Raw genomic sequence first — 16251 nt, 5'->3', positions numbered from 1 at the left:
TTAAGGAGGATCATCCATAGCATGTTAACTCAAAAAGAAATTCAAGAAGCAGCCATTTATATAAAAGACAAATGTCCGGTGGCTCCGGAAATTGGATTGATCCTTGGTTCAGGACTCGGTGTGCTGGCAGACCTGATCACCGATGGAATCAGCATTCCATATGATGAGATTCCTCACTTCCCTGTGTCCACTGTAGAAGGGCATGAGGGAGAACTGCTGATCGGTATGATTGAAGGACGCCGTGTCGTGATGATGAAGGGCCGCTTTCATATGTATGAGGGTTATGGACCGGAGGTTACGGCATTCCCTGTTCGGGTTATGAAAGAACTTGGTATAGCCAGCCTATTAGTAACTAATGCTGCTGGTGGAGTGAACACAGATTTCACGCCGGGCGATCTTATGCTCCTTACGGATCATCTGAATATGACGGGACGGAACCCGTTAATAGGACCTAATGATCCTGCACTGGGCGTGCGCTTCCCGGATATGTCAACCGCTTATAGCCGCCGCCTGATCAAGGTAGCGAAGGAAACGGCAGCGCAGCAGAATTTCGAATTCAAAGAAGGCGTATATGCAGGTCTGCTGGGACCTTGCTACGAAACACCTGCTGAAATCGTAATGCTTCGTCATCTAGGGGCTGACGCTGTGGGCATGTCTACTGTGTCGGAAACCATTGTTGCCCGGCATGCAGGTATCGAGGTATTGGGTATCTCCTGTATTACTAACATGGCTGCGGGAATTCTGGATCAACCGCTCAACCATGAAGAGGTTATGGAAACTGCAGATCGTGTGCGTGAGCGTTTCCTGAAGCTGGTGTTGGGCTTTATTCCGAAAATGTAATTTCGGGTACTGCATTATGAATTTTTGGGAGGTCCAATCTATGACACAAGTGAATGAGCTTGAGCCATTGACGTTTGAACAGATAATGAAGGTAACTAATTTGACTAGACCAAAATTTATCGGACTTGCTCACGCAATTGTCCGTGAAGTGCAGGTGTAATATGAGAGCTGTAGATATTATTCAGAAAAAAAGAGATGGTGGAGAGCTGAGTCGTGAGGAAATTTCCTTTTTAATTCAGGGCTACAGTAAAGGTGAAGTGCCTGATTATCAGCTCTCTGCATGGGCAATGGCTGTTTATTTCCAAGGCATGAACGCGCGGGAAACCGGCGATCTAACGATGGAAATGGCGATGTCCGGCGATCAAGTAGATCTTAGCCCAATTGCAGGCATTAAGGTTGATAAACACTCCACAGGCGGAGTGGGCGATAAAACAACTGTAGTACTGGCACCCTTGGTAGCTTCTGCTGGAGTACCGGTAGCGAAGATGTCCGGCCGCGGACTTGGGCACACTGGAGGCACGCTCGATAAGCTGGAGTCCATCAGTGGTTTCTCTATCGAGATGGCTCGTGAGCGTTTCTTTGACCAAGTAGGGGAGATCGGGGCTGCCGTGATCGGCCAGTCGGGTAACATTACACCCGCAGACAAAAAGCTGTACGCCCTTCGGGATGTAACTGCAACAGTTGAATCCATCCCCCTTATTGCAAGCTCTGTGATGAGCAAAAAGATTGCAGCAGGTGCGGATGCGATCGTGTTGGATGTCAAAACAGGCAGCGGTGCTTTTATGAAGACGCTGGATGATTCTATAGCACTCGCTCAGGCGATGGTTGACATTGGAACGCATCTGGGTCGCAATACCGTTGCGATTATCAGTGATATGGACCAGCCGCTTGGTTACGGGATCGGAAATGCGTTGGAAATTAAGGAAGGAATCGAGACCTTGAAGGGTCACGGTCCGAAGGATCTGCAGGAGGTCTGTCTTATTCTGGGCAGTCAGATGCTTGTTCTTGGCGGCAAAGCCAAGGATGAAGCGGAGGCACGTTCGATTCTTATGACGCATATTGAAGATGGCAGTGCGCTAGAGAAGTTCAAACAAATCGTGAAGGCACAAGGTGGAGATGTATCGCAAATTGATTCTCCGGAGAAGCTCCCTACGGCTAAGCGATTCATTGAAGTGAAAGCAAAAACCAAAGGGTTCATAGAAGGGATTCAGGCCGAGGAAATTGGCGTTGCGGCTATGCTGCTTGGAGCTGGACGTGAAACTAAGGAATCCGTAATCGATCTGGCTGTGGGGATTCAACTTTCTAAAAAGGTTGGAGATGCTGTAGAGATCGGCGAGACGCTTGCAGTCTTGCATATCAATGATGCCAGTGAGAAGAAAGTAGAGGAAGCTGAAGGTAAGGTGTTAGAAGCCTACCGTATCACTTCTGAACCTGTTCCTGCCCAACCTTTGGTATTTGCACTTGTTACTAAAGATGGGGTAACACGGTACTAGCCTAGGCAATATAAATATTGTCATGGCTATGGCCTTAAACAAACAACAAAGCAGCGATCCTCCCATAACGGGAAGGTCGCTTCTTTGCGTTTTGCTCAATGGTGCAATATTTATAACTGATTATTAATCTTATTGAATATCAGCGAAGCCCCGCTGCTTGTATTACATAATACGACCACAGCCTCGCCACTAGCTGGATAGATAGCCGACCGGAAGGAAACACCGGGATCATAGCCCATAATGTGAAATTTGAACACTTTTTCTTCGCGGAGGGTAATCCATACACCATAACCATAATAGCCTTCGCCATCCACATGTACATGGGGAGTAAGCAATAATGAAGTGAGTACTGGACTCAATAATGTATGGTTCATTAACCCGCTCCAGAATAGCTGCATGTCGGGGGCAGCGACGAAAGCTCCACCGTCAGCGCCTCCCTTTACCGGGATTGAGTAGATGTTGGTTCTCCAGTTTCCGTTCTCTTCCTCTATGTATCCTAGTGCACAGTTGGCAGGTAAGGCATCTAACGTAAAGTAACCGGATTGCTCCATTCCGCAAGGCTTAAAGATGTGCTGCTCTACATAATCGGAAAAAGACATTCCACTCAGCTTCTCTACCAGAAGGCCTAGCACGATATAGCCGGCATTATTGTAGTGGAAACGTTCGCCAGGGGTCCACATCATGGGAAGAGTCCGGAACATCGGCACAAAATCCTCAAGCTGTCGCAAGGTGTACATAGGCCGTGCCTTCCACAGATCCTCGAAATCATCCATAATTGTTTCATCAAAATAATCCGGAATACCCGAGCTATGCGTAAGCAGCTGATGTATGGTGATGTCGGGACTAAAGAGAGGGAACTCTACCTTTTTCAGATAATCTAATAGTCTACTTTCAAAAGAAATCAATCCCTGATCGACCAGCTGGCAGACAGCGATCGCGGTAAATATTTTACACCCGGAAGCAATGCCGAACCGAGTATGAACATTGTTTTCGCGCTTATCCGACTTATTGGCATAACCGTAACAACTGCTGATGACTTTTTTATCAGGTTGTTGTACCAGCACTACACCAGAGAAATTGTTCTGTTTAGCTTCTGCTTCAATACAATCTGCAAGGTGGTTCATCTGTATATTCACTCCTCTATAAGCAGTTAAGTTCTTAAATACCATTCGTTAAAATATTACATTTTCCTTTAAAGGGAGGTTAATTGAGTACGGAAAAATTGGAAATACTTAAAATTTGAATTAACTTTTGATCTCCCCTATAATAAAAATGCTCTGCAACTGCTGCTGGGCTTTTTTTTATTGACAACATCATTACTTCTTGCGATAAATTATTATAGTTATTTACTTGGAAATGGAATAATTCCCACCCTTTCTGACGAAACTGGAACACAGTACCTGTGATATGAAGGTTAACGTTCAGGAGGGGAACCATTGTGAGAAAAATGCGTTTTGCTGTGCTTGTGCTCTGTATCGTTGTGTCGGTTCTAGGACCGATGTCAGGTGCTTATGCTGAGGAAAAAAGCAAGGATTCTGGCAGTAATGCTGCCGCTGTAGATCTTGCGCCTGGTGCGCGTTCTGCGATTTTGATGGATGCAGGCACTGGCACTATTATTTATGAGAAGAACAGCCATGATAAGCTGCCTCCCGCAAGTATTACGAAGATTATGACGATGCTGCTTACGGTGGAAGCACTGGATGAAGGAAGACTGCAACTGACGGATAAGGTGCGCACGAGTGAATATGCCGCATCGATGGGCGGATCGCAAATTTTCCTGGAGCCTGGTGAAGAAATGTCGGTGGATGAGATGCTCAAAGGCATCGCTATGGCCTCCGGTAATGATGCATCTGTGGCAATGGCAGAGAAAATAGCGGGTTCGGAGAGCGCTTTTGTCGATCTGATGAATAAAAGAGCGGAAGAGCTGGGTCTGAAAGATACCCACTTTGCCAATTGCAACGGTCTTCCAGCTGCTAATCACTATTCCTCAGCCTACGATATTGCGGTAATTAGCCGGGAGCTTTTAAAGCATGATAGAATTATCAAATATACCGGTTCCTATCAGGATTATCTGCGTAAGGATTCCACCAAACCATTCTGGTTGGTAAACACGAACAAGCTTGTACGTTTCTATACAGGCGCTGATGGACTGAAAACAGGATATACCGCTGAAGCAAAATTCTGCTTATCCGCTACGGCTGCAAGAGACGGTCTGCGTGCTGTTGCTGTTGTGCTGGGTGAGCCGAACACGAAGACACGTAACAGTGAAGTGTCGGGCATGTTTGACTATCTCTTTTCGCAATATAAGATCCACACTATTCACAAAGAAGGGGACGCTATCGGTACCCTTAAGATTGAGAAGGGTGTGAAGTCCGAGCTGCCGATTACGGCGAAAGAGACGTATAGTGTTCTTTTGAAAAAAGGTGTGACGCAAGAAGGCATTCGTCACGAACTAGTACTTCCAGAAAGCGTGAAGGCACCAGTGGCTGAAGGCCAGTCCATAGGCAAGCTGGTTGTCTACCAAGGAACCCAAGTGATTAAAGAGTATGAACTTAAAGCAGGGGAAGCTGTGGCAAAAGCAGGCTGGTGGAAGCTCTTTAAACGTACAACAGGCTCGATGTTCGGCATGGATTAAAAAGAGCTTTTTTGTAGATTGCGCCCATGTGCTTTGTAGATTCATAGGGGTTTTCTTCTAGTTTTGTCGTGAGGCAGGATTCCTGATTTGCCACGTAGAAACCTTGTCCTTGAAGAGAATGGGTACTGTCTCTTAAGGCCAAGTTTTCAAAGCAACGAAGAGGAGAGTGGCAAGCATGAATTCTAATGTGGAAATGGAGCATCACAGGGGTGTGCTGATTGTCCGTTTATCTGGGGAACTCGATCATCATGCCGCCGATTTTGTAAGAATGGATATGGATGAAGCGATTATGCGGGGTCAGGTATCGCATTTGATCCTTAGTCTTAAGCATCTGCAGTTTATGGACAGTTCGGGTCTCGGCGTAATTCTGGGAAGGTATAAACTGATCCATAGTAAAGGCGGCAAAATGGTGGTGTGTGATGCAACGGCACCTGTGAAGCGACTTCTGGAAATGTCAGGCCTGTTCAAGATCATGCCCCTATATGACGACGAGAGCACTGCACTCTCGGATTTGGAGGTTGCGTTATGACAAATGGTAAGGCTGGTAACTTCATGAACGTGCAGTTCGCTGCACTCTCGGAGAACGAATCATTCGCGCGTGTAGTTGTAGCGGCGTTCGTTTCTAGGCTTGATCCTACAATGGACGAGCTGAATGATCTGAAGACAGTCGTGTCGGAGGCGGTCACCAATTGTATTATTCATGGGTATGATAGTGATCCGGAAGGTATTGTGACTATTTCAGCTTCGCTGGACAACGAAACGGTACATTTAACCATTGAGGATCAGGGACGGGGCATTGAGGATTTGGAGCTGGCACAACAGCCGCTATATACCTCAAAGCCAGAGCTGGAGCGGTCGGGCATGGGCTTTACCATTATGGAGAATTTCATGGATGAATTTGAAGTCACTAGTGAACCGGGACACGGCACTTCGATCTCAATGAAGAAAACCATCGTTTCGAAAAAAGCTTTATACAATTAGGGGTTGGAGCCATGGATGCAGAGTCAAAAAAAGCTCCGCCGACCTATTTGGACGATGCGGAGGTCAAACGTCTTATCGCGCTCAGTCAGGCCGGAGATAATCTTGCCCGAGACACACTAGTTAGCTGCAATATCCGGTTGGTCTGGTCGGTAGTGCAGCGGTTTATGAACCGCGGGTATGAACCTGACGATTTGTTCCAGATCGGTTGCATCGGGCTCTTGAAGTCCGTTGATAAGTTCGACCTCAGCTATGAGGTCAAATTCTCCACTTATGCCGTGCCGATGATCATTGGCGAGATTCAGCGTTTCCTTCGCGACGATGGAACCTTGAAAGTTAGCCGTTCTCTTAAGGAGATGGCTAATAAGGTCCGCAAGATGAAGGATGAAATGTCTAAGACGCTGGACCGTCTGCCTACCATCGGTGAAGTTGCTGAGGCACTGGGGGTTACCCCTGAAGAAGTGGTATTTGCTCAGGAAGCTAACAAGCCACCGACCTCGATTCACGAGACGGTGTTCGAGAATGATGGCGACCCGATCACACTGATTGATCAAATCGCTGACGAATCACAGGAACGCTGGTTTGATAAGCTGGCACTGAATGAGGCTATCGGAGGTCTCAGCGAGCGTGAACGGCTGATTGTTTATCTTCGGTATTACCGTGACCAAACGCAGTCAGAGGTTGCCAGTCGCCTTGGGATTTCTCAAGTGCAGGTATCCCGGCTGGAGAAGAAAATATTGCAGAATATCCGCGAGCAGATTGCTCAGTAGATAATGGCTAAAATGTAAAGACGCTTGCGAAATAGCGAATAGGAAGAAAAAGCCGCCCCGAAAAGGGGGGGCTTTTTATGTGGAGGGAATCTCAATATGCATTCACTTGGCGACAAGGATATGACCTCATGGTCTATTGACATGGAAGCGAATTTGCTGACAATGTCGAATGTTTTGGAGAAATGGGTGGACTGTTCAGATCATGCTTTAACGCATAACCCCAATTTTTTACGTGAATATGTGTACGGTGAGGATCTTGAACGGTTTGATGCTTATATAGATAAATTATACTCTGGTCACCTATGTAATCTTGAGTATCGTATGCAGTTACCTGCAAAAGCGCTGAAGTGGGTTCAAAGTATAGGCACGCCCGTTTTTAATCAAGAGCATAAGGTTTGTCGAATAGATGGCGTCATCATAGATATCACGGAACAAAAAAATGCTCAAGCCCAGTTAGAGAGTAGCTTTTCTCTGTATCAGCAGATGTTTGCTACGATCGATGTGGCGATTTGGTCTTACGATTACGTATCACGGAAAATGTTATTCATATCGGATGCGATTTTCAATATCACGGGATATTCACCAGAACAGGCGAAGGAAGATGACTTTTGGCTAAGAATTGCTCCTAAAGAAGAGCGGCCTTTAATTCAAGAGATTATAACTACAGTGGGGCAAGGAATAAGCAATCTCAGTGAATATCGGATCATCCATGCCAGCGGTGAACTCCGATGGGTCCAAGTCAGGATCATTCCCAGTATGGATGAGACAGGGGCAGTGGTACGGCTCAATGGGATCTTAATCGATCATACGGAAAAAAAGCAGATGCAAGAGGTTCTATTAAAAAGCGAGCAGCGCTACAAATCCCTGTTTGACCATAATCCAGATATCGTGTGTGAATTGGATATGCAGGGCAGCATTGTGGCTATCAATCCAGCGGCAGAGCAAATTACTGGAGAAGCTTTTAATAGATTCGGAGAGAACTTATCCATTGTGAATTTATTTGGCGCAGAGAATTCGCATATGATGTCTGATTATTTTGAGAAAACGGTTGGCGGAGTTCTGCAGCATTATACGGTTACTTCTGTCCGCGAGAATGGATTAGTTAACCATTGGTCGATGAAAAACATCCCTGTACATGAAAACAATCAAATTGTGGGTACCTTTGTTATCGCAAGAGATACCACTGCATCTGTGGAGGTAGAAAAGCGGCTGGCTCAGCGGGAGGCGGAGTACAGGCTTATTACAGAGAATATGGAGGATATGATTGGGGTTCTGGATCAGCAAGGGAACTTCATTATTGCTTCGTCCTCTTGTGAGAAAATTATTGGTCTTCCTGTAGGTTCAATAAAGAACACAACTATTTTGGAGTATATTCATCCTGATGAACAAGAAGTGTTGCGGGAACAGATCTTGGATATTTTTCGGACAAAAGTATGTAAGATGTTTTACAATCGGTTTATTCACATCAAAGGTCACATTATAGACCTGGAATGCTTGGGTACACCTGTTCTTGGTGAGGATGGAGAAGTAGTTAGTATTGTGATCGTAGCGAGAGACATTACAAAAAGGGTCCAGATGGAGAGTGAACTTAGAGAAAGCGAGGAACTCAATCGGCTGCTTATTGATATGTCACCTGAAGCGGTAGTACTCCATAGTGAATATAAATTCCTTTATGTGAATTTTTCCTGTTTAGGATTGTTTGGAGTTTGTAGTGAGGATCAATTGATTGGCACCTCTATTTTTAATTGGGCCCACCCGGACTATATAACGCTGGCTAGAGATCGGATGCGTGAAATCTATTATGGACCCAATCGGATATTAGCTCCTGTTGAACAAAAGGTCGTGCGGTCAGATGGATCTATTATCGATGTAGAAGTAACAGCTAGCTCAATTCTATACAAGGGTAAGGTTGCATGTATCTCTATCTTTAGGGATATCAGTGATCGAAAAAAAATTGAGGTGGAAAGACAGCTTACAGAGCAGATCATTCGGAACAGCGAGGAAAGGTATTTCAACTTACAGATGAGTCTTGATCAATTCTCGCAAGATTTGTTTGGTGCGATGAAGATCAGTCACATGGAACAACGATTACTGAAAGAAGTTAGAGAGGTCTTGCGGGTTACCAATATTTGTATGGTTGAAGTTGAAGATAACCATGATAAAATATGCGAGATTATTGAGACCGAGCGGGGCTATTCACTGAAGATCGGAGAGTTCCGAAGAAAAAGCTATATTCTATCCATTAATGAGAAGTCTATTTTATTAGAAATAGGTTCTGTTCGAGTGTGGCTGAAGACGATTACCCGTTATGTTAGTGTGCTATTTGATAATTTTTTGCTCATAGAAGATCTAACTAAGGACCTTGAGTTAGCGGCTTCCGAGCAAGCTCCGACATGGTTGCTGCGCTTTATGTTTAATTTATCCGAGAATGAACGCAAACGGCTGGCTCAAGATTTACATGATTCAGCACTTCAAGAACAGATCATCTGGTATCGTAAGCTTGATAATTTTTTAAGTGATAAATCCGTTACGGGGGAACTAAAGGAACAGCTAGAACAGATCACAGAAGGTTTACTCGATGTTATCTATGAACTGCGGATGATCTGCAATGAGCTTAGGCCACCAGCATTAATCAATGAGGGGCTTGCTTCCTCACTTGAGACGTTGTTTGAATTTGCTCAGCTGCGGAACGACTATCAGATTTATTTTGAGTCAACAGCTTTCAAGCATAAGTTAAAAGACGAGATTCTAATAGGTCTGTACCGTATTGTGCAGGAACTTTTGGCTAACGCAGCTAAACATTCCTGTGCCACAGAAGTACGTATCTCCTTAGCTAGCGAAGGGCAACAGGTGCTTTTGGATTATGAAGATAACGGAATTGGAATGAGCCTTTTAGGAGAGGATTCTCTTAAGAGCATGGGGATTTATGGGATGAAAGAAAGGGTTCGCAGTATGGATGGAACCATACGATTTCTTTCGCCAGAGAATAAGGGATTAGCTGTCTTTATATCCATACCTGCAGATTAATCATGGGGCATAATAAGGGGATAGGGGTGTATTAGGCATGATTCGAATTTTGTTAGTGGACGACCATCCCTCTGTCATGGAAGGGACTAAGATGATACTGGAACAAGAGGGAGATATGGAGGTTACCCTAGCCAATTCAGCCCATGAGGCGCTTAACATGGTGGGTAGCCATACGTTTGACGTGATGCTGTTTGATCTTCATATCGCTGATGGGAATGGGATTGATTTGGCGAAGGAAGTCTTAAAAATAAACGCAGACGCGATTATCTTAATCTATACCGGATACGAAATTACAAACAAATTCAACTTGATGATCGAATCGGGTTTGTTTGGATTTATTTCAAAAACGACCAATAGAGAGCAGTTGGTTGCAGCAGTGCGTTGTGCTTTAAGGGGAGATGTCATTTTGCCTCATACCCTAGTTAAACAGTTAAGAAAAGTATCACCTAAAGGAATGGAGGTTAATATTGACCAAGCAAACCCGAAGATAAGCAAAAAAGAGCATGAAATGCTGACAGAGATTGCAAAAGGAAAAAGCAACAAGGAAATAGCAGAGATTGTACTTATGAGTCAACGATCGCTGGAATACAGTTTAACGAGTCTGTTCCAAAAACTAAATGTGAAATCAAGAATTGAAGCGGCAATAAAAGCTAAACGACTGGGCATATTGAAGGAGTCCGATTTCAACAATTCACTATGAAAATTCGTAACAAACAAATAGATCAAAATCCCGTTCACGGTGCTGTGAGGCGGGATTTTTTGGTCTGCGCTTTTTTTGCGGGACGACGCAATATTTTTGCGTGGTCGCGCTATTTTTTTTCGGTTACCTTAATCTGCTTACCGTATATGATGAAATAGTTCCTAAGAATTACTAAAAAATGATTAACGCCAATGAGGGGCTGAGGAAAATGAAGTGGTTTTATAATTTAAGGACAGCAGTGAAGTTAATCTCCGCATTTCTGTTAGTATCCGCAATATTGTGCTTTGTAGGATTCTATGGAATTACGAATTTGAGTAAGATGGACCGCTCTATCGTGGACATGTACGAAAATCGCTTAACACCTATAGCTTATCTGGGAGAAGCGAATGAACTATTTTTAACAAATAGAATCAATATCCGTGATATAAACACGATGGCTAAAACAGCGGCAGAAAAGAAAGAATACGAAGATAAAATACATAAAAACGTTCAAAGTATTGAAGAGATCATGGGTAAATATAGCAAGACTGCGTTGAGGGAAGAAGAATTGGCGATAATGAAAGATTATCCTGAGATCTGGCAACGTTATATCACAAGTCTTGATGATACTATTGAAATTGATAAAACAAATATTAGTAATGAAAAATATACAAATTATTTGCGCGAAAGTGATTTGCAAACAGCCACAACAGAGCTGACTAACTTTCTGCAAAAATTAATAGACATCAATATGAAGCAGGCTCAAGGTTCGATTGTTAATGCCAATGACCTTTATCAGTCCTCTCGTTTGATTACGTTTAGCGTTACTATTGTTGCGCTGCTCATCAGTATTGGTCTGGGTCTTCTAATATCGCAGATCATAGCACGGCCTCTAAATCAAGTAATGCGCCTGCTAGGTAAAGTGGCTAATGGTGATTTAAGCGAAACGTCGAATCTGGAATCTAAGGACGAGATTGGAATGCTAGCTTATTCTGTTAATGAAATGGTTCTGAACCTAAGACGCACTGTTAGCGGCATTTCGTCTTCTGCGGAAAGTGTCTCAGCTGCTGCACAGCAAATCTCAGCTAGTACAGAGGAAGTAGCCAGTGGAAGTATGAGTCAAGCTAGTGCAGCACAAACGATGAATGAGTTGTTCCGAGAATTATCTGCGGCGATTAATTCAGTAGCCCAGAGTGCTGAACAGGCTTCTGAGCTTTCAGATCAAACGATGCGTATTGCTCAAGATGGAGGGATCGTGGTTAAGAACTCCGTACAAGGAATGGCAGTACTGGATACACAAATGTCTAGACTTGCGGAAGACTCCGATAAGATTGGTGAGATTATCGCGGTGATTGAAGATATTGCCCAACAAACAAATCTGCTTGCCCTAAACGCAGCGATTGAAGCGGCCCGCGCAGGTGAACAAGGTCGAGGTTTTGCCGTTGTTGCGAATGAAGTAAGAAAGTTAGCTGAGCGGAGCAGTGGGGCTACGAAACAAATCACGGGCATTATCAAAGAAATGCAGAAGAATACGCAGCACAGTGTAAATGCTGTAGTAGAAGGAGTAGCTTTTTCACAAAAAAATGGAGAAGCCTTTGAACATATCCTTACGATGGTGAACGATACCGCTCATAAAGTAACAGAAATTGCAGCTGCCAGTGAAGAACAGGCCGCACAATCGTCTGAGGTGATGTTCTCAATTGAGAGCATATCCGCCGCAACTGAAGAAATGGCGGCAAGCAGCAGTGAAACGGCAACGACCGCCAATGCTTTGGCTCAGCTAGCAGAAGAGTTAAATAGTCTGGTATCTATTTTTAAAGTTAAATAAACAGTGTCAGGGGTATTATCATTGATAGGAGAGGAGAAGTAGTGCAAAAAATAAAGGTGCTCGTTGTAGCTGCTTCAGTAACCATGCGTAAACAGATCTCGAACCTAATTTCGGAGGATTCAAGCCTCGAGGTCATTGGAGTAGCTCGAAATGCATCCGAAGCGATCAGCATGGTTCAAAAACTCAGGCCCGATGTCGTGGCTATAGATATAGAAATGCCGGAATTGAACGGTTTGGTAGCACTCACAAGCATAATGTCTCAGCGGCCAACACCTATACTTATCTTGAGCTCCGCTACAAAGGATGGAATAACAGCAACCATTACTGCTCTACAAAATGGTGCAGTGGATTTCATATCTAAGCCGGCTCAATCTTATGGACCTGGTCTATACAGCATAAAAGATGAGTTATTATTCAAAATTAAGAAAGCCGCTGAAATTCCTTTAAGAACTCTTATTCTTAACAATATAAACATCTCTAAAGTGAAAGCTCGACAAGAGAAACAAAACAACGTTAAGAGTGGATGTACAGAAGTTATTGAGCAGATCGTGGGAATTGGATGCGGAGTAGGGGGGCCGAAGGCATTAGAAATCTTAATTTCCTCGCTCCCGGCGAGCTTCCCGTATCCCCTGCTGGTTGTTCAACATATGCCACCTAAGTACACAAAAGCATTGGCGGAACGACTGAATCGGTTCTCAAGTGTACGGGTGGTGGAAGCCAAGGACAAGCAATCGGTGCTCGGGGGAACCGTCTATATCGCTCCAGGTAATTCTCATATGACCATTATTCAGGAGGGGCAGGATCTCAGAATAAAACTTATGAAAAAGCCTGCAGTGAATGGACACTGTCCTTCGGTAGATATCTTGTTTGAGTCTATATCTGCACTAACTGGTCTACAGCAGCATTTAATCCTAATGACCGGAATGGGAAATGATGGCGCTAAAGGGATGCTGGCTGCCAAACACGCTGGCGCCCAATCAACGCTAGTAGAATCGCAAGAAACTTCTATTGAAAGTGAAATGCCTGAAGCAGCCGCTAAGCTGGGTTGTGTGGATTACGAGCTGCCCTCGCATTTGTTAGCCTCGAAGATTATGGAGGTTACGGGGGAGCTGAGATACCGGAGGGATGCATTTCCATCGGTTTGAACGGTCTTATTTTACTACTAAAAAAGCGTTGGCAGGATAAAATCCGCCAATGCTTTTTTGTGTTTCATGTTGACACTTTCAAGTGATAACAATTATCATTTACGGAGCAAGAGTAGAGATTATGTAACTCATCGTATACAAGGAGCGAAGAAGGAGAGTTTTGCGATGACTTTAAATATATTGAATATGGAAATTCATGATCTTTTTGATCAATTTACAGAACGGATAGAGGGGCATGTTGAACATAACCAATGGGAACAACGGCTTACTATTCCTTCACATATTGGTAAGGGAAGCGTCACCCGTACACGGATTCGTCCAGGTATGGAGATTATGTATACGGACATAACTTACGAACAGGATATGAAGCTCCACATTCAAGAAGCTTGTCCGTTGTTTGAACTAAGCTATAATCTAAGCGGAGAAATCTATTGCGAATGGAACGGCAAGGAAAGTTACACGGATAAACAAATGGGCAATGTCCTTTTTCTAGAGGATGTTCAGGTGTATGAAGAGAAAAAAGCAGGTGTCCCCAATCAATTGCTGGAAATACGGTTTGCTCCTAGTGAACTGCTGAATTACGCCGGAGATTTATCGGAGACACAGCAAATGGAAACCTGGCTTAGACATCATCGTGGAAATATTGATCGTTATCCAGATACTGCGGCAATCCGAAAATGTGTCTCCGAAATGATCCACTGTACCTATCATGGAACATTGAGACGTTTATATATGGAGAGCAAAGCCCTTGAATTTATTGCTTTGTTTGGTGAGTCTGATGGTTACGGTTCTATTAGCGATAGTATGACGCTGCGGCATGATGATATTACTAATCTGAAGCGGGTACATGAATTGGTGCAAATCCATTTCGAACAACCGTTATCTATACGTGAGTTGGCTAAGCGGGTAGGTATCAACGAATTCAAGCTGAAAAAAGGCTTCCGCGAATTATTTGGCATGACGATCTTCGAGCTTGTACGTATAAAAAGGATGGAGAAAGCGCTCTGGTATATGGAGGTTGAAGGTTTGAATATAGGGAAAACAGCTGTTTCGGTCGGATATAGCAATGTCAGCAATTTCACGACGACCTTCCGTAAGCATTATGGCTGCAATCCAAGCGAATACTTAAAACGTATCGAACAACAGAGTTTGGAACGAAACAGGCTGTAGGAAGATTTGTAAATGCAGAAAGCTTAAAGCTTCAGGTGTTAGAACATAGGGTTCGGAATCGAACGTTATCTTCTGCATGCTTGAGGTTTTTTTGTGTTTGCTCCCTTATCAAGGAGTGAACCTCCCTTAACAGGTAGAGAAAAAGACCACTCTAAATGATAATAATTTCATAGATTGCAGATAAAAAGGTGGTCATACAATGGGACAACAACAAGTAGATTCACGCAGGTGGTATGCGCTGGGGGTTATTTTACTGCCAACATTACTTATTTCATTAAATACTTATATGATTCAAGTTGCGCTTCCATCTATGCAATATAGCTTGAACGCAAGCTTTTCGGAAGCACAGCTTATCGTTACCGGATTTTCGCTAGGATTAGCTGTGGCGTTGATTATTAGCGGAAAGCTTGGGGATATATACGGCAGAAAACGGATGTTGATGATCGGGGTGAGCGGGTTTACGGTCATGGCAGTGTTAGGCGGATTGACCTCAGATCCGGCACTTCTGATTGTTATTCGGATTGTGCAGGGATTGGCTGCGGCGCTTATTCAACCTCAGGTTCTATCTACGCTGCAGGTCAGCTTTCTGCCAAAGGAAAAAGGGCTTGTTTTCGGCATTTACGGCGCAATGATTGGCATTGGATTTGCATTCGGATTCATCCTCGGAGGTACTATTGTGAATTGGAATCCGTTCGATCTCGGTTGGCGGACAGTATTTTTTTTCAATGTGCCATTTGGACTTCTCGTCCTGCTGTTAATGCCGATTGTACCTGAAACACGGGCTGAGCAGGCGCACAGTATTGATTGGACTGGAAGCTTCCTTCTGCTGATCGGTTTGTTCCTGTTGATCTATACGTTGTCAGAGGGACAAAAACAAGGGTGGCCGTTGTGGATTTTTGGCTGTCTAATGTTAGCTCTTTTCGTGTTGTTTACTTTTATCTGGGTTGAAAATCGAAAGGGAAAGCAGGGGACGTTACCGTTAGTCGATCTGTCTATTTTCAGAGATCGAACATTTAGCGCTGGTCTGGCAACCGTTCTTGTCCTTTATCTAAGTATGTTCTCTTTCTTTTTTATTTTGAGCTATTATATGCAATTTGGTTTGCACTATAGTGTTCAAGATACCAGTATGGTTTTCTTGCCTATAGGGATAGGCTTTTTTCTGACTTCCCTAATCTCTTCTCGAATGGTCAAAAGATGGGGGATGAGTGTACTTAAGATAGGAGCGCTGATGATGGGGAGCTGTAGTCTGCTGCTTATGTTAGAGCTAAATGTGGACGTTACGCAGCTGCTAGACCCTCGTAATATCCTACTATTATTGATATATGGTTTCGGTCTCGGAATGGCTACTACACCTCTAGTCAACGTTACGCTTAGTTCAGTACCCACAAAGATCACGGGTACGGGTTCAGGCTTGATCACTACCTTTATGTATTTTGCAAATTCGTTAGGAGTGGCGTTAATCGGTATTTTATTCTCCGCTTCGCTAAAGCATTCTCTTTTGGAAGCAGATCTAGCGGATTATGTAAGGGCGTTTTCCTTCTCATTAGCAGCAATCGGAGGACTTGCTTTTACTGGTTTTCTTTGCCTTTGTTTTTTGCGGGAGCGGAAATTATAGAGGAGGTATCCTGCTTTTTTACGCTGTGAGCAATCTAACAAACGAACGCTCTTCTTAGCTTTATAGTAATA

13 protein-coding genes are annotated in these 16251 nt (G+C 44.0%); 12 read left to right on the top strand and 1 reads right to left on the bottom strand.

Going from position 1 to position 16251, the window contains the following annotated elements; genetic code table 11:
- The first annotated feature begins 21 nt into the window (after positions 1 to 21).
- On the top strand, positions 22 to 840 hold the full coding sequence (locus MKY54_RS21765; protein WP_036676055.1) for a purine-nucleoside phosphorylase: 819 nt from the start codon (positions 22 to 24) through the stop codon (positions 838 to 840).
- A 161-nt stretch (positions 841 to 1001) separates the two neighbouring features.
- A complete protein-coding gene (locus tag MKY54_RS21760) occupies positions 1002 to 2333 on the top strand; it encodes a pyrimidine-nucleoside phosphorylase (RefSeq protein WP_036676056.1) in 1332 nt (443 codons plus the stop codon).
- A gap of 110 nt (positions 2334 to 2443) precedes the next feature.
- Here MKY54_RS21760 and MKY54_RS21755 read toward each other — a convergent pair whose 3' ends face one another.
- Positions 2444 to 3457, bottom strand: a complete 1014-nt coding sequence (locus MKY54_RS21755; protein WP_076310281.1) for a serine hydrolase — start codon at positions 3455 to 3457, stop codon at positions 2444 to 2446.
- Between the two features lie 374 nt (positions 3458 to 3831).
- Here MKY54_RS21755 and MKY54_RS21750 point away from each other — a divergent pair, with 374 nt between their 5' ends.
- The 10 genes from MKY54_RS21750 (at position 3832) to MKY54_RS21705 (ending at position 16180) form a co-directional block, all read left to right on the top strand.
- Entirely contained in the window at positions 3832 to 4968 is a 1137-nt protein-coding gene (locus MKY54_RS21750) for a D-alanyl-D-alanine carboxypeptidase family protein (RefSeq protein ID WP_235219379.1), read from the top strand.
- Positions 4969 to 5143: 175 nt separating this feature from the next.
- A complete protein-coding gene (spoIIAA, locus tag MKY54_RS21745) occupies positions 5144 to 5497 on the top strand; it encodes an anti-sigma F factor antagonist (RefSeq protein ID WP_036676057.1) in 354 nt (117 codons plus the stop codon).
- Complete coding sequence (gene spoIIAB / locus MKY54_RS21740) at positions 5494 to 5949, top strand: anti-sigma F factor (RefSeq protein ID WP_036676058.1); 456 nt, start codon at positions 5494 to 5496, stop codon at positions 5947 to 5949. Before spoIIAA ends, spoIIAB begins: the two co-directional genes overlap by 4 nt.
- Positions 5950 to 5960: 11 nt before the next feature.
- Positions 5961 to 6716, top strand: coding sequence for an RNA polymerase sporulation sigma factor SigF (sigF, locus tag MKY54_RS21735; RefSeq protein WP_036676059.1), 756 nt, complete (start codon positions 5961 to 5963; stop codon positions 6714 to 6716).
- A gap of 96 nt (positions 6717 to 6812) precedes the next feature.
- Positions 6813 to 9743: a PAS domain S-box protein gene (locus MKY54_RS21730; RefSeq protein ID WP_339187898.1), complete on the top strand. Its 2931-nt coding sequence runs from the start codon at positions 6813 to 6815 to the stop codon at positions 9741 to 9743.
- Positions 9744 to 9780: 37 nt separating this feature from the next.
- A complete protein-coding gene (locus MKY54_RS21725; protein WP_076278374.1) occupies positions 9781 to 10443 on the top strand; it encodes a response regulator transcription factor in 663 nt (220 codons plus the stop codon).
- Between the two features lie 208 nt (positions 10444 to 10651).
- On the top strand, positions 10652 to 12250 hold the full coding sequence (locus tag MKY54_RS21720) for a methyl-accepting chemotaxis protein (protein ID WP_076129498.1): 1599 nt from the start codon (positions 10652 to 10654) through the stop codon (positions 12248 to 12250).
- Between the two features lie 41 nt (positions 12251 to 12291).
- On the top strand, positions 12292 to 13395 hold the full coding sequence (gene cheB / locus MKY54_RS21715; protein ID WP_076220075.1) for a chemotaxis-specific protein-glutamate methyltransferase CheB: 1104 nt from the start codon (positions 12292 to 12294) through the stop codon (positions 13393 to 13395).
- Positions 13396 to 13560: 165 nt separating this feature from the next.
- Positions 13561 to 14565 (top strand): helix-turn-helix domain-containing protein, encoded by a 1005-nt coding sequence (locus MKY54_RS21710; protein ID WP_076129500.1) that lies wholly within the window; start codon positions 13561 to 13563, stop codon positions 14563 to 14565.
- A gap of 199 nt (positions 14566 to 14764) precedes the next feature.
- Positions 14765 to 16180, top strand: coding sequence for an MFS transporter (locus tag MKY54_RS21705; RefSeq protein WP_339187893.1), 1416 nt, complete (start codon positions 14765 to 14767; stop codon positions 16178 to 16180).
- Positions 16181 to 16251: the final 71 nt, after the last annotated feature.

The organism is Paenibacillus sp. FSL P2-0121 (assembly GCF_037975345.1).
In the GTDB taxonomy this organism is placed as follows: Bacteria; Bacillota; Bacilli; order Paenibacillales; family Paenibacillaceae; genus Paenibacillus_AQ; species Paenibacillus_AQ odorifer.
Note: the sequence above shows the minus strand (reverse complement) of the source record. Positions and strands in the feature narration are given on the sequence as shown.

Bases quoted from the DNA above. Each gene is read 5' to 3' on its own strand.
- MKY54_RS21725 (WP_076278374.1), top strand. From the start codon at position 9,781: ATGATTCGAATTTTGTTAGTGGACGACCATCCCTCTGTCATGGAAGGG.
- spoIIAB (WP_036676058.1), top strand. From the start codon at position 5,494: ATGACAAATGGTAAGGCTGGTAACTTCATGAACGTGCAGTTCGCTGCA.
- spoIIAA (WP_036676057.1), top strand. From the start codon at position 5,144: ATGAATTCTAATGTGGAAATGGAGCATCACAGGGGTGTGCTGATTGTC.
- MKY54_RS21720 (WP_076129498.1), top strand. From the start codon at position 10,652: ATGAAGTGGTTTTATAATTTAAGGACAGCAGTGAAGTTAATCTCCGCA.
- MKY54_RS21710 (WP_076129500.1), top strand. From the start codon at position 13,561: ATGACTTTAAATATATTGAATATGGAAATTCATGATCTTTTTGATCAA.
- MKY54_RS21730 (WP_339187898.1), top strand. From the start codon at position 6,813: ATGCATTCACTTGGCGACAAGGATATGACCTCATGGTCTATTGACATG.
- MKY54_RS21760 (WP_036676056.1), top strand. From the start codon at position 1,002: ATGAGAGCTGTAGATATTATTCAGAAAAAAAGAGATGGTGGAGAGCTG.
- MKY54_RS21705 (WP_339187893.1), top strand. From the start codon at position 14,765: ATGGGACAACAACAAGTAGATTCACGCAGGTGGTATGCGCTGGGGGTT.
- MKY54_RS21755 (WP_076310281.1), bottom strand. From the start codon at position 3,457: ATGAACCACCTTGCAGATTGTATTGAAGCAGAAGCTAAACAGAACAAT.
- sigF (WP_036676059.1), top strand. From the start codon at position 5,961: ATGGATGCAGAGTCAAAAAAAGCTCCGCCGACCTATTTGGACGATGCG.
- MKY54_RS21765 (WP_036676055.1), top strand. From the start codon at position 22: ATGTTAACTCAAAAAGAAATTCAAGAAGCAGCCATTTATATAAAAGAC.
- MKY54_RS21750 (WP_235219379.1), top strand. From the start codon at position 3,832: ATGTCAGGTGCTTATGCTGAGGAAAAAAGCAAGGATTCTGGCAGTAAT.